Below are 13,725 nucleotides of genomic sequence, written 5' to 3'. Positions count from 1 at the left end.
GCATACGGCATGAAGGTCACGCGTCAGCGCATAAGTGAACTCGGCATCGAACTGGAACAGCTTCACGCTGGTCCAGTCACGGTGACCTGCATTCCCGACATGGCCAATGTCGCCTGGCCGGCAAAGGCGATCTTTGCGGGGCTTTCCCGCGAGGATCTGGAAGCCGCTGCCAGGCGCTCGCCCGCAGGCACTGTCGATCCCGCGGGTGAGACGGTGGCGCTCAGCTTCAACTGCTACGTCATCGAGACGTCTGACTATGTCGCGCTGATCGACGGCGGCATCGGCGATGGCAAGGAGCGGCCGCACCGGCCGGCCTGGCATCGCCGCGAAACCCAGTTCCTCCAGACCTTGTCTGCGCTCGGCATTTCGCCCGAGCGGGTCGACATCGTCATCAACACGCATCTGCACGCCGACCATGTCGGCTGGAACACGAGGCGGGAAGGCGAAACCTGGCGGCCGACCTTTCCCAATGCGCGCTATGTCGTCGCTGAAACCGAACTAACCCACTGGACCAAGGTCCATGAGGCCTCGGTCGACGGCAATACGCTGCATGGTGCCTTCGCGGATAGCGTGTTGCCCATCATCCGGTCGGTCGGCTTCGAGGCGGTGGCTTCGGACGCCGAGGTGGCGGCAGGCCTGCGGCTGAAGCCGGCGCCGGGACATTCGCCCGGCATGGTGGTGGTCGCGCTCGACACTGAAGAGTGCGAGGTGCTGTTCCTGGCCGACGCCGTGCATCATCCGTTGCAGCTCGGCGACGACGGCATCGTCTGCAACTTCTGCGAGGATCCGGTCGAGGCGCGGACGACGCGGATCGGCCTGCTCACTGAGGCCGCCGCCAACGCGACCGTGCTTGCGCCCTACCACTTTCCCGCCCCTGTCTTCGGCCGGCTCAAGGCAGAGGCGGCTTCGTTCCGGTTCGTGCCTCTCGACATCGAGGCAACCGACCGGCTTGCGACCGACCTGGCAATCAACAATGCGCGCTGAAATGCGCCGATCAGAGGAGAACTGAGGATGAATGTGAGGACAACACTTCTTGCCGCATCGATCGCAGCCTTTGCGACGTTTCCGGCAATGGCTGCCGATCCCGTCAAGATCGGCATGATCACCACGCTGTCAGGCCCTGCCGGTTATCTCGGCCAGGACATCCGCGACGGCTTCATGCTGGCGCTGGAGGAGGGCAAGCTTGGTGGCGTGCCGGTCGAGCTGGTTGTCGAGGATGACGGCCTGAAGCCCGGCCAGGGCAAGCAGATCGCCGAGCGCTTCATGGGCGAGCAAGGCATCAAGCTGTTCACCGGCATCGTCTTCTCCAATGTCGCCGGCGCCACCGTTCCCGACATCGTCGACAACGACGCCTTTTATGTCAGCCCCAACGCCGCGCCGTCGAACATGGCCGGCAAGGAGTGCAACCCGAACTATTTCGTCGTCTCCTGGCAGAACGACAGCCTGCATGAGAGCGCCGGCCAGAACGCCACCAATCTCGGCTACAAGAAGGCCTTCGTGCTGGCCCCTAACTACCAGGCCGGCAAGGATGCCATCGCCGGCTTCAAGCGCTACTTCAAGGGCGAGATCGCAGGCGAAATCTACACCCGCCTCGACCAGACCGATTTCGCCGCTGAACTTGCCCAGGTCCGCGCCGCCAAGCCGGACGTGGTGTTCCAGTTCCACCCCGGCGGCCTCGGCATCACCTTCCTGCGCCAGTACGAGCAGTCGGGCCTGATGAAGGAGATCCCGATGGTCGTGGCCGAGCCGTCGATGGATGGCGTCACGCTCGCAGCGGTCGGCGATGCCGCCATCGGCCTCAACGTGACCAGCCACTGGAACTCGGACTTCGACAACGCCGCCAACAAGAAGTTCATGGATGCCTGGAACAAGGCCTACAACCGTCCCGTCACCTATTACGCCTCGCAAGGCTACGATGCGGCCCTGGCTTACGCCTCGGCGCTGAAGGCCACCGGCGGCAGCCTCGACGATGCCGACGCCTTCCGCGACGCCCTGCGCAAGGCCGACTTCGAATCCGTGCGCGGCAAGTTCGCCTTCGGCCCCAACCAGCATCCGGTGCAGAACTGGTACGCGCTGAAGGTCGAGAAGGGCGACGACGGCAAGCCGATGCTGAAGACCGTCGGCGAGGTCCTCAAGGACCATGGCGACGCCTACGCTGCCGAGTGCAAGATGTAACCTCTATCGGCTCGCGACGGTGGGCGGCAGCGGTGCCGTCCGCCAGTTTCCCCGTTTTTCCAATCGAAGCGACAGGCGATGACGCTCTTCCTCGAACAAATGCTGAATGGCGTGCAATTCGGCGTCATGCTTTTCCTGCTGGCAGCCGGCCTGACGCTGATCTTCGGCATCATGGGCGTCATCAATCTGGCGCATGGCTCGATCTACATGATCGGCGCCTATGCCGGCACATGGGCGGCCGCAGAGACCGGCTCATTCTGGCTCGGCATTCCGGCAGCGCTTGCGGCCGCAGCCGTCACCGGTGCCGCGATCGAATTCCTCGTCGTGCGCAGGCTTTACCAGCGCGACCATCTCGACCAGGTGCTGGCGACCTTCGGCCTGATCCTGATCTTCAACCAGACCATCACCATCCTGTTCGGGCGCCAGCCGCTGTTCGTGTCGATGCCCGAAATGCTCGGCGGGTCGGTCGAGCTTCTGCCCGGGCTGGTCTATCCGGTCTATCGCCTGGCGATCATCGCCGTCGGCCTGCTGGTGGCGCTCGGGCTCTATCTGCTGATCAACAAGACCCGCATCGGCATGCTGGTCCGCGCCGGCTCGACCAATCGCGAGATGGTGCGCGCGCTCGGCGTCGACATCCGTCTGCTCTACACGCTGGTCTTCGGCCTTGGCGCGCTCCTGGCCGGTCTCGCCGGCTTCATGGCCGGTCCGATCCTCGCCGTCCAGGTCGGCATGGGTGAGCAGATCCTGATCACCACCTTCGTCGTCGTCGTCATCGGCGGTGTCGGCTCGATCCGCGGCGCTTTTTTCGCCAGCCTCATCCTCGGCGTCGTCGACACCGGCCTGCGCGCCTATCTGCCGGGCCTTTTGCGCCAGGTGATGGTCGGACCGGAAGCCGATGCGCTCGGCGCCGGCATCTCGTCGATGGGCATCTATCTCTTGATGGCGATCGTCCTCCTCATCAGGCCGAAGGGCCTGTTCATCCGAAATTCCTGAACCAGGCGCCGACATGCCCATGGAAAAGACACTAAAGCGACCCGCCTTGCTCGCCGGCGTGCTGATCGCGCTGATCGCACTGCCCGCGGTCGCCGACGCAACCGGCTATGCCGCGCTGACGTCGCTCGCAACCCGCGTGCTGATCTACGGCATTGCCGCCGCCAGCCTCAATTTCGTGCTCGGCTATGGCGGCATGGTCAGCTTCGGCCACGCCGCGTTCTTCGGCATCGGCGGCTATGTCGTCGGCATCCTCTACCAGCATTATTCGCTGGGCGAGCCGCTGTTCGGCTTCATCCCGGGCACCAACCAGCTGTTGATCACCATTCCGGTCGCGCTGGTGATATCAGGCCTGATGGCAGCGCTCATCGGCGCACTTTCTCTGCGCACCGGCGGCGTGCAGTTCATCATGATCACGCTTGCCTTCGCCCAGATGCTGTTCTTCCTGTTCGTCTCGCTGAAAACCTATGGCGGCGACGACGGCCTGATCATCCGCCGGGCCAACGAACTGCCGGGCCTCAACATGCGCGACAAGCAGACCGTCTATTATGTCTGCCTGGCGATCACAGTGGTGTTCTTCTTCGTCCTGTGGCGCATCGTCAATTCGCGCTTCGGCAATGTCATCGTCGGCCTGCGCCAGAGTGAAAAGCGCATGGCTGCGATCGGCCTGCCGGCCTACCGCTACAAGCTGATGGCCTTCGTCATCTCGGGTATGGGCTGCGGCCTGGCCGGCGCGCTGATGGCCAATTTCCTGCGTTATGCCAGCCCCGACATGATCCACTGGACCAAGTCGGGCGAACTGATGGTGATGGTCATCCTCGGCGGCGTCGGCACGCTGTTCGGCCCGCTGCTCGGCGCTGCCGTGTTCATCGTGCTCGAATCGATCCTCGCCTCATGGACGGAGAACTGGCAGCTTGGCCTCGGCCTGATCCTGTTGTTCGTCGTGCTCTACACCCAGGGCGGCGTCCAAGAGCTCGGCAAGAGGCTGCTGGGCAACAGGCTTTTCGGGAGGCGCGCATGACTCCGGTCCTCAACGTCCAGGGCATGGTCAAGCGTTTCGGCGGCCTGCTTGCCACCGATCACGTCGACCTGACCGTCAAGCCGGGCGAGATCCACGCCCTGATCGGCCCCAATGGCGCCGGCAAGACGACGCTGATCTCGCAGTTGATGGGCGAGCTCAGGCAGAACGAGGGCACGATCGAGCTCGACGGCGTGCCGATCACCACGCTGCCGACTGCCAGGCGCGTGTCGATGGGCCTGGCGCGCACCTTCCAGATCACCTGCCTGCTGCCCGACTACACCGTGCTCGACAATGTCGCCATTGCCGTCCAGGTGCGGCAGGGCCACAGCTTCCGCTTCTGGGGCAACGTCCGCCACGAGCACCAGCTCGGTGAAAGCGCCCGCGGCTTCCTCGATGCTGCCGGTCTTGGCGACCGGGCCGGCGAACTGGTCGCCAACCTGTCGCATGGCGAGCAAAAGCAGCTCGAGCTTGCCGTTGCGCTGGCCACAAAGCCGCGCCTGTTGCTGCTCGACGAGCCGATGGCAGGCCTTGGCCATGTCGAGAGCCAGCAGATGATCGAGATGCTGCGCGGTCTCAGGAGCCAGGTCTCGATGCTGCTCGTCGAGCATGACATGGAGGCGGTGTTCGCGCTGGCCGACCGCATCTCGGTGCTGGTCTATGGCCGCATCATCGCCACCGGCACCGTCGACGAAATCAGGGACAATCCCGAGGTACGCACAGCCTATCTGGGCGAGGGAGACGAGTTATGCTGAGCGTCGCCGGACTGCAGTCGGCCTATGGCCGCAGCCAGGTGCTTTTCGACGTCGCGCTCGAGATCGGCGATGGCGAGGTGGTGACGCTGCTCGGCCGCAACGGCATGGGCAAGACCACCACCGTCAAGTCGATCATGGGGCTGCTCAAGCCGCTGTCGGGCGAAGTGCGATTCACCGGTCGCGACGTCTGCGGCGCCACGCCCGAGACGGTCGCCCGGCTCGGCGTCGGCCTGGTGCCCGAGGGGCGGCAGACCTTCTCGACACTGACGGTCCGTGAAAACCTCGTTGCCACCGCCGCCAACCGCCTCGGTCGCAGGGACCCGTGGACACTGGAGCGCGTCTATGCGCTGTTTCCAAGGCTGAAGGAGCGCGCCGGGCAGGCTGCAGGCACGCTGTCCGGCGGCGAGCAGCAGATGCTCGTCGTCGGCCGCGCGTTGATGACCAATCCGAAGCTGCTCATCCTCGACGAGGCGACCGAGGGCCTGGCGCCCGTCATCCGCGCCGAGATCTGGGCCTGCATCGAGGCGCTGAAAGGCGAGGGGCAGTCGATCCTGTTGATCGACAAGAACCTCAACGTGCTGAAGCGCCTGGCCGACCGCCACTATATCCTCGAAAAGGGCCGCACCGTCTGGTCCGGCACCGGCGAGGACCTGACCAACAATGCCGAGCTGGTGCAGAGCTATGTCGGTCTCTGAGTCTCGCCGGTTGCGGCTCTGCTTCGTCGGTTGGGGGGCGATTGCGTCGCGGGTGGGCGAGCTGCTCGCCGAGCGGCAGCCGGCGGGCGTGGAGATCGTGGCGGTTGCCGTGCGCGATCCCCAGCGCCAGCGCACCGCGCTGCCGCTGGGCGCGCGCCTGATCGGCGGGCCGGACGAGCTCGCCGGGCTCGACGTCGACATGGTCATCGAAGTGGCCGGCCGCCCGGCGGTCGCCATCTGGGGCGAGGCGGCCTTGCGCCATGCGGCAAGTTTCGTCGTGTCCTCGGCAAGCGCATTCACCGACGACGCGCTGCTGGGCCTTCTCCTGGCTGTCGCCGAGGAAACGGGCAGCCGCATCGTCGTGCCCTCGGGCGCGCTCGGCGACCTTGGTGCGCTCGCCGCCGCCTCGATGCTGCCGCTGGACGAGGTCCGGCACACGATCGTCAAGCCGCCACTTGCCTGGAAGGGCACGCGGGCCGCCGAGATGATCGACCTGGACAGGCTGGCAAGGCGCACCGAGTTCTTCGCCGGCACGGCGCGACAGGCTGCGGAGGCATTTCCGCAGAATGCAAACGTCGCCGTCATCTCGGCCCTGTCGGGCATCGGCCTGGACCGCACGCGTGTCGTGCTGGTCGCCGATCCCTCGGCTGCGCGCAACATCCACGAGATCAGTGCCGCCGGCGCCTTCGGTAAGCTCGATCTGAGACTGGAGAACGAGCCGCTGAGGACCAATCCGAAGTCCTCCGAGATGACCGCGCTCAGCCTTGTGCGCCTGATCGAAAACGCGGTTGCGCCGTTGGTGCGCTGAGCGGTCCCTATCGTCCTGGACGACACACAGCCCGACCAAACGACAATCGCTGCGCGAGAGATGCGACGTTGTTGCTCTTGCGGCCAGGCTTGCCACAGCAATACGCCATATGCGGATATTGAGAAGCATCCCTTGGGCTTTCGTCGGATGGCCAGTTCCGACCCGAGCGCGGCTCCGAGCTTTGTTTCTTTATGAAGATTCTATTTTTCGGGGCTCGGCCCGGCATGGACCTTTTATGGCCATCTGACCAACTATTGCATCAGGGCAGCGCGCTATGATGTGTACCGCCGGTGGCCGCGGCGGCAGGCCTGTTGGCCGCCATTCGGTCAACCAGTTGTAGCGCGGCGCGGCATGTTGTTGGACAGGAGTTGGGCCAATGGGCGGTGCCAGTTCGAAGTCGCATCTGGAGATCACACGGATGCCACCTGCCGATCCGCGATCGAGCCCGGCAAATTCTCCTGTCGTGGTGGGCTACCTTGCAGCGCTGGTGATGACGGCCGCTGCGACGGTCCTGGCTGTCAGTGTCGATCTAGGGGTAACGATCCCGAACCTCTCCCTCATCTTTGTCGTGCCCGTGGTCATCGCAGGCGCCAGCTTCGGCCTGGGTCCCTCGCTCTGCTCGGCCATACTCGGCGCGCTCGCCTACAATTTCTTCCTGACCGAGCCACGCTATTCACTCGCTGTCAGCGACCCGGCGAACGTCTGGGCGATCGCACTGCTTTTCGTCGTCGGACTTGTCGTGAGTAGCGTTGCCTTCACCTCAGGCCGGAGGGCCACCGACGCGGCAAGCTTGAGAAGGCAGACGACCGTCCTGCAAGGCTTCAGCCGCGACATCGTGGCGGCCGACAAGCCGGAGGCAATCGTCTCGCTGACTTCCGAAGCGCTTGCGGGGGTCTTCGAGGTTCCTGCCGTGGTGATGCTTGTCACGGACGATGCGGTTTCCGTGAAGCAAATTGTCGGGGCCGTCGAGCTTCAGGATACCGAATTAGGGGCAGCACTTCAGTCGTTGGCGGCGCAGACTGCCGCGCGCGCCGGGGTCTACCCGGCTGTCACTTCACGCTTTGACTTCTGGCCCGTGGTAACGGCGAGAGGCCAAAGTGCGGTCATTGGGCTTGCCTTCGACCCTGCCGAGCGTCCTTCGAAACCGGAAATGTTGGTCGACATCGTTCGGGTTGTTCTGGAGCTGGCACTTGACCGCCAGCTTTCCCCAGCTGGCGGCAACGCCCGGTCTGCAGGCTGACGTCTCGATACGCGTGGGTCGCCTGTCGAGGGGCTGTCAGAGCCGCATCAAGTTGCCGGCCCGATGATCAGGGCCGCGCGATAGGCCGGTTCGCCATACCAGGCCATGCGATCGAAGATGGCATGGCGGATCGGCAGATCGACGACATCGGCGGCATTTTCGAGCGCATCGACCTCGAACCATGGGTCGTTGACGAGGAAATGCTCCTCGCTCACCGCATGGGCGACAACCCAATGTGGGGCAGTGCGGCCGTGGGTCTCGCGTTGGTCTATCAGGACCACAGCGATCGAACCTGACGCGACGGTGTCTCGTAGCTCTCCGATGGTGAAGGCGCGCAGCTCGACCTTAATGCCAGCATCGAGTACGCGGGTCTTGAAGTCGGCCTGGACGAACTTCATCAGCTCGCGCTTGGCTTCGGTGTTGCCGCGATCGATGAGGATCGCCTCGGATGTGCTCATGAACACCTTCACCGCGTAACCGCGCGATGTTGCCGAAAGCGCCAGGCCGTAAGGATCGCAGCCGCCAGGGCCGTCCATCGACACCACCGTCGTCGCCTCGCGCCACATCGCCAGCTCCAGAAGGCGGTCCATGCCGGACGAAGGATCGAGGCCGGCAAATGCCATCATCAGCGAGGCAGAGCCGCAGGTGAACCCGGTTGTCTGGGTGTAAATCGGCGTCCTGGAGCTCGCCATTGGCCCGTCGTTCCGCAGCCGGCGCTCCGAATATGTAGCACCGGGTCGCGCCGCAGCGATGCCGGCAAGCCCTCTCAAGCTTGTGGGGATGTCATCTTCCCCCGAGGCCGCGGCGATGCGCCAGGTCAGGATATCGCTGTCGAGGGACAACTGCTCCAGCGCCGATACCAATTCGCTGCCGACGGCGTTGTGGTCGGTGTCATCGGAATCGACCCAGAAATGGGATAGCCGCAGCATCGTTGCCGTGCGCCGCCGGCGCCCGATCAACAAACCGACGATTGCATCGGCCCGGCGCGCAATGAAGACGATGCGGCCGCGCGCGGACTGGATTGCCGCAAGGTGCTCCGCCGTGGCAGCCGGCAGCCCTTGCGGTGCTTCGTGGCCGTCGGGAAGTTGCGTGACGTTGATGGGCTCGGCCATGTTAGATCCTTGGTGTTGCAAGATGGGCCAGGCAGTCGCCGCGCACGACCAGTGACGGGTGCCGCTGGCACACGACGATGCCGGAGATCTCGAAATGCTGCGGTGTAGCTGGGCGCGCCGGATCGTCCACCGCATGGACCATACCGCAGAGGGCGCCTGCCTCGATGCGGTCGCCGAGATCGGTCATGGGTTCGAACACGCCGTCCTCGGTCGCGTAGACATAATAGTCGCGGCCAAGCACCTCGAACTCGATGGCCGGAGATGTGGGCTCGGCGAATGTCTGCTCGACCATGCCGAAATGGGCGAGCAGGCGCTGGATACCGTTTTCGATCAGCGCCAGGCCCTGCCGCGACACCGTCCCGCCACCGCCGAACTCGCCGCCAAGCGAGATGATGCCCTGGCGATTTGACTCCGAGGTCGAGAGCCGAGGATCAGGGCTGTAACCCCAGACCTGCAGATGAGGAGCGCCGAAGGCCCGCGCCGCTGCCAAAGCGCGATTGTCTAGGTCTGGATCGCCGCTGCGGCGGGTGGAAACGAACGGCAGATAGTTCAGCGACGAGCCGCCGGCATGGAAATCCTGATAGAAATCGGCGAGAGGCAGCAGCACGGAGCTGACATAATCGGCGATGGCTGCTGTCGGTCCGCCCAGGGGATCGCCCGGATAGGCGCGGTTGAGATTGCCGCCGTCGAGCGGGGACACACGGCTGCCGGCAAGGGCCGCCGGCGCATTGAGCATCGGCAGGACGATCAGCCGTCCGTTGATCGAGGCAGGATCGATGCTCTGCAACAGCTTGGTCAGCGCGATCTGGCCTTCATATTCGTCGCCATGGGTGCCGGCGGTGAGCAGCATCGTTGGCCCCTTGCCGCCCGCAACGACCCCGACCGGGATGGTGATCGTGCCATAGGCAGAGCGATGAACCGAGTGTGGGAAATGCAGATTGCCGATCTGCTTGCCCGATCGTTCATAGTCCAGCCGTGTCCAGATTTGCGTCGACATCTTCAGTTGTTGCTCATGCGGGAGTTGGAATTGGCCGCCGCCTGGCGGTAGAGCGCCAGCAGCCGGGTTGTTTTCGGCGCGTGTCGTGCGCCGGGTGCGTTTGCCTGAAAGGCGGGAATTTCCTGCCAGCGGTGGCAAGCCACCAGCCGCCCATCACCGCCAGGAGAAAGGGCCGGGATGTCCCGTCGGCAGCGCTCGATCGCAAACGGACACCTTGGGTGGAAGCGACACCCCGAAGGTGGATCGAGCGGACTTGGCATGTCGCCGGCCAGCGCAACGCTGGCCTGGCGGGCGCCCGGCCGCGGCACTGGTGCTGCGGCGAGAAGCGCTCTGGTGTAGGGATGCGACGGCTGGTCGAAGATCGCCGCCTTCGGCCCGATCTCGACGATATTGCCGAGATACATCACCGCAACGCGATGGCTGATGTGGCGCACGACCGACAGGCCGTGGGAAATGAACAGATAGCTCAGGCCCAGCCGATCCTGAAGGCTCTGCAGCAGGTTGACGATCTGCGCCTGAACCGAGACGTCGAGCGCGGAGACGGGCTCGTCGCAGACGATCAGCCTGGGTTCGACGGCCAGCGCGCGGGCAATGCCGATGCGCTGGCGCTGCCCGCCCGAGAATTCATGCGGATAGCGCCCGGCATGCCGCTTTGCCAGGCCAACGAGGCCGAGAAGTTCGGCGACCCTGTCAGTGGCGCTATCGCGGTCGGCCAGTCCATGCAGCAGCGCAGGCTCGGCGATCAGCTCGCCGACGGTCATGCGTGGGTTGAGCGAGCCATAGGGATCCTGGAAGATCAACTGGATATGCCGGCGCATGGCGCGCTGTTCGCTGGCGCTCTGTCCGGACAGGTCCTGGCCCTCGAACAGGATGCGGCCCGAGCTCGGCGCGGCCAGGCCGACCAGCATGCGTCCGGCGGTCGACTTGCCGCAGCCGCTTTCGCCGACCAACGACAGGGTTTCGCCCGGGGCGATGCCGAAGCTGAGGTCGTTGACCGCGCTCAGCGTCCGCTTCTGCCATGGCCAGGCGCCAGCGACGCTGAACGTCTTGCTCAGCCCTTCGACTTTCAGAAGTGGGGCAGATGCATTGTTGGGTGACGTCATTGTTGTCCTCCCCGGGTCAAGGTTTCCAGGAGAGGCGCGCGCCAGCAGGCCGACAGATGACCCGGCCTGATGGTCTCGAGCGGCGGCGCCTCCATCGCGCAACGCTTGATGGCGAAGGGGCAGCGTGGCTGAAACCGGCAACCGGCGGGTAGCGCCAGCGGATCCGGCATGCTGCCTTCGATCGGCGTCAGCGTATCGCTGTCGCCGTCGATCGAGGGCATCGAGCTGAGCAGCCCGACCGTGTAGGGGTGCTCCGGGCCATCGAAGAGATCGGCGACCGGCGCGATCTCGACGATGCGGCCGGCATACATGACAGCGACACGGTCAGCCATCTCTGCAACCACGCCGAGATCATGGGTGATCAGGATGATGGCTGCACCGCTGTTCGCCTTGAGCTCGCGCATCAGGTCGAGAATCTGGGCCTGCACGGTGACGTCGAGCGCAGTCGTCGGTTCGTCGGCGATCAGCAATTCCGGACGGCAGGCCAGCGCCATGGCGATCATCGCGCGCTGGCGCATGCCGCCGCTGAGCTCGTGCGGATAACTCTTCATCCGGGCCTTGGGCGAGGGGATGCCGGTCAGTTCCAACACCTCGACCGCCCTGTTGCGCGCTGCCGCCTTGCCGACCGGCTCGTGCAACTGGATCGCCTCGACGATCTGGTCGCCGATCGTCTGCACCGGATTGAGTGAAGTGTTGGGCTCCTGGAAGATCATGCCGATGCGGCCGCCGCGAATGTCTCGCATTGCGTGCGCCGGCTTGGTCAGCAGGTCATCGCCACGAAACAGGATCTCGCCCGATATCATCGCGCTCGGGACCAGCCGCAGCAGCGAAAGCGACATGACACTCTTGCCCGAGCCGGACTCGCCGACAATCGCCAGCGTTTCGCCGGCACGGACGCTGAAATCGACGTCGTCGACGGCAGCCACCGTGCCGCCCGTGGTATGGAAGCCGACCCGCAAGCCGCGGACCTCGATCAGGGGTATGTCTGGGGTCATCGCTGCAGCTTCGGGTCGGTGAGGTCGCGGAACGCATCCCCCAGCAGGTTGCAGGAAAGCACGATCATGAAGATCAGCAGGCTGGCTGCGGTCGAGACATGCGGTGCCAGGAAGATGAAGCTGCGGCCTTCGGCGGCGATGCTGCCGAGCTCCGCCGTTGGTGGCTGCAGTCCAAGGCCGAGGAAGCCAAGGGCTGCCGCCAGCAGGATCGTCTCGCCGAATTGCAGCGAGCAGTAGACGACGATAGGCGCGGCGCAGTTGCGCAACAGGTAACGCCGGATCAGGGCGCTGTCGGAAAGGCCGATCACGCGGCCGGCATCCATGTATTCGGCCTGCATCACCGAGGCGGCGGTGGCACGGGCAACGCGGGCGATGGGCGGCGCCGCAGACAGGCCGAGCGCAATCACCAGGCTGTCCATGCCAACGCCCAGCATGGCTGCCAGGGCCAGGCCAAACAGGATCGACGGAAACGACAAAAGGATGTCGACCAGCCGCATCAACGGCCCCTCGAGCCGGCGGTAGAAGGCGGCGGCCAGGCCGATGCTGGTGCCGATCAGGCTGCCGACGACGATGCTGGCAAAGCCAAGCGCCAGAGTTGTCCGTGCGCCGTAGAGCAGGCGGGTCAAAAGATCCCGCCCTTGCGTATCAGTGCCCAGGAGATGGTCGCCACCCGGCGGGCGGAGCCGCATCCTGAGATTGGTGTCGTAGGGATCGAACGGCGCCAGCACGGGTGCCAGAAGGGCTGCAACGACGATCAGCACCAGAAAGATCAGGGCGATCAGCGCCAGGGGATCGCGGGCGAGGCGCCGGAGCAGATGCGGTCGCGAAGCGCCGGCGGTGTCTGCCGTTTGAACGGCGGTTGTGTCAGTGCTCATCGGACCTTGCTCCGGATGCGGGGATCGAGCAGGCCGTAGAGCGCATCAACGACGAAGTTGACCACGATGAAACCGCAGGCCAGCACAAGGATGCAACCCTGGGCCATCGGAAAGTCGCTGGAGACGATGGAGCCGACCGCCAGCCGGCCAATGCCGGGCCAGCCGAAGATGGTTTCGGCAATGACCGCGCCACCGAGCAGCGAGCCGATCTGCAGGCCGATCAGCGTCACGACAGGTATCAGCGCCGTGCGCAGCGCATGTCGTGTGACGACGCGGAACTCAGACGCCCCCTTGGCGCGGGCGGTGCGGATGAAGTCGGCACCCAGCACCTCGACAACCGCGGTTCGGGTCATCCGCGCCACCGGCCCGATGAAGATCAGCCCCAGCGTCAGTGCCGGCAGTGCGACATGGTGCAATCCGTCGAGCGTCCACAGCGGCCCGCCCCGGCCTTGCAGCGGAAACAGCTGCCAGCGGAACGCGGCGAACTGCAACAGAAGAAGCCCGACCCAGAAAGCAGGGACGGAAACGCCTGCCACCGACAGCGCGGTGACGGCACGGTCGAAGACCTGCCCACGGCGCATGGCGGCAAGCGTGCCAAGCAGGATGCCAAGCGGGACCGCCCAGATCAGACTTGCCACCATCAGTTCGATGGTCGGCCCAAGCGCCGTCATAAGCTCTCCGGCGACCGGCGCGTTGTTGATGATCGACCGGCCGAGATCGCCTTGCAGGACGCGCAGCAGATAGAACCAGAATTGCATCATGATCGGGGCGTCGAGGCCGAGCTGGCGCCGGATGTCTTCGATTTCGGCAGCGGTACCCGACGGTCCGGCGATGATGGTGGCGGGGTCTGTCGGAATGACCTGAAGCATCAGGAAACCGACAAGAAGCACACCGAGCAGCACAGGTATCGAGGTCAACAAGCGCCAAAGGAGCTGTCGCGTCACGTTGTCTTCTCCCAAGCG

The 13,725-nt window shown here is 64.9% G+C and carries 14 protein-coding genes; 8 read left to right on the top strand and 6 right to left on the bottom strand.

The features are described 5' to 3' along the window. The first annotated feature begins 9 nt into the window (after window positions 1-9). The 8 genes from SLT36_RS18650 (at window position 10) to SLT36_RS18615 (ending at window position 7,681) form a co-directional block, all read left to right on the top strand. Window positions 10-984 carry an MBL fold metallo-hydrolase gene (locus SLT36_RS18650; RefSeq protein ID WP_432283878.1) on the top strand — a complete coding sequence of 325 codons (975 nt, stop codon included), beginning with the start codon at window positions 10-12 and terminating at the stop codon, window positions 982-984. A gap of 27 nt (window positions 985-1,011) precedes the next feature. Beyond that, window positions 1,012-2,175, top strand: coding sequence for an ABC transporter substrate-binding protein (locus SLT36_RS18645; protein ID WP_432283877.1), 1,164 nt, complete (start codon window positions 1,012-1,014; stop codon window positions 2,173-2,175). A 78-nt stretch (window positions 2,176-2,253) separates the two neighbouring features. After that, entirely contained in the window at window positions 2,254-3,168 is a 915-nt protein-coding gene (locus SLT36_RS18640; RefSeq protein WP_067962766.1) for a branched-chain amino acid ABC transporter permease, read from the top strand. A gap of 19 nt (window positions 3,169-3,187) precedes the next feature. Beyond that, a complete protein-coding gene (locus SLT36_RS18635; protein WP_432283876.1) occupies window positions 3,188-4,186 on the top strand; it encodes a branched-chain amino acid ABC transporter permease in 999 nt (332 codons plus the stop codon). Next, entirely contained in the window at window positions 4,183-4,938 is a 756-nt protein-coding gene (locus tag SLT36_RS18630) for an ABC transporter ATP-binding protein (RefSeq protein WP_154385548.1), read from the top strand. Before SLT36_RS18635 ends, SLT36_RS18630 begins: the two co-directional genes overlap by 4 nt. After that, complete coding sequence (locus SLT36_RS18625; RefSeq protein WP_432283875.1) at window positions 4,932-5,633, top strand: ABC transporter ATP-binding protein; 702 nt, start codon at window positions 4,932-4,934, stop codon at window positions 5,631-5,633. Before SLT36_RS18630 ends, SLT36_RS18625 begins: the two co-directional genes overlap by 7 nt. After that, complete coding sequence (locus SLT36_RS18620) at window positions 5,620-6,441, top strand: aspartate dehydrogenase (protein WP_432283874.1); 822 nt, start codon at window positions 5,620-5,622, stop codon at window positions 6,439-6,441. The genes SLT36_RS18625 and SLT36_RS18620 overlap by 14 nt, the downstream gene beginning before the upstream one ends. A gap of 376 nt (window positions 6,442-6,817) precedes the next feature. Further along, window positions 6,818-7,681: a DUF4118 domain-containing protein gene (locus SLT36_RS18615; RefSeq protein WP_432283873.1), complete on the top strand. Its 864-nt coding sequence runs from the start codon at window positions 6,818-6,820 to the stop codon at window positions 7,679-7,681. A gap of 47 nt (window positions 7,682-7,728) precedes the next feature. Here the strand turns inward: SLT36_RS18615 and SLT36_RS18610 are convergent, their stop codons facing one another. Genes SLT36_RS18610 through SLT36_RS18585 form a run of 6 tightly spaced genes read right to left on the bottom strand, consistent with a single transcriptional unit; the run spans window position 7,729 to window position 13,707 of the window. Beyond that, on the bottom strand, window positions 7,729-8,793 hold the full coding sequence (locus SLT36_RS18610) for a peptidase C39 family protein (RefSeq protein WP_432283872.1): 1,065 nt from the start codon (window positions 8,791-8,793) through the stop codon (window positions 7,729-7,731). Window position 8,794: 1 nt separating this feature from the next. Then, window positions 8,795-9,790: a succinylglutamate desuccinylase/aspartoacylase family protein gene (locus SLT36_RS18605; RefSeq protein WP_432283871.1), complete on the bottom strand. Its 996-nt coding sequence runs from the start codon at window positions 9,788-9,790 to the stop codon at window positions 8,795-8,797. 2 nt (window positions 9,791-9,792) lie between these two features. Further along, the gene (locus tag SLT36_RS18600; RefSeq protein WP_432283870.1) at window positions 9,793-10,893 is read right to left on the bottom strand and encodes an ABC transporter ATP-binding protein; all 1,101 of its coding nucleotides are present in this window, start codon (window positions 10,891-10,893) and stop codon (window positions 9,793-9,795) included. Continuing rightward, window positions 10,890-11,888 (bottom strand): ABC transporter ATP-binding protein, encoded by a 999-nt coding sequence (locus tag SLT36_RS18595; protein ID WP_432283869.1) that lies wholly within the window; start codon window positions 11,886-11,888, stop codon window positions 10,890-10,892. Before SLT36_RS18595 ends, SLT36_RS18600 begins: the two co-directional genes overlap by 4 nt. Further along, on the bottom strand, window positions 11,885-12,763 hold the full coding sequence (locus SLT36_RS18590) for an ABC transporter permease (RefSeq protein WP_432283868.1): 879 nt from the start codon (window positions 12,761-12,763) through the stop codon (window positions 11,885-11,887). The genes SLT36_RS18595 and SLT36_RS18590 overlap by 4 nt, the downstream gene beginning before the upstream one ends. Further along, window positions 12,760-13,707 (bottom strand): ABC transporter permease, encoded by a 948-nt coding sequence (locus SLT36_RS18585; protein ID WP_432283867.1) that lies wholly within the window; start codon window positions 13,705-13,707, stop codon window positions 12,760-12,762. Before SLT36_RS18585 ends, SLT36_RS18590 begins: the two co-directional genes overlap by 4 nt. Between the last annotated feature and the right edge of the window lie 18 nt (window positions 13,708-13,725).

The sequence above is a fragment of the Aminobacter sp. BA135 genome (assembly GCF_050859125.1).
Lineage (GTDB): Bacteria > Pseudomonadota > Alphaproteobacteria > Rhizobiales > Rhizobiaceae > Aminobacter > Aminobacter ciceronei.
Note: the sequence above shows the minus strand (reverse complement) of the source record. Positions and strands in the feature narration are given on the sequence as shown.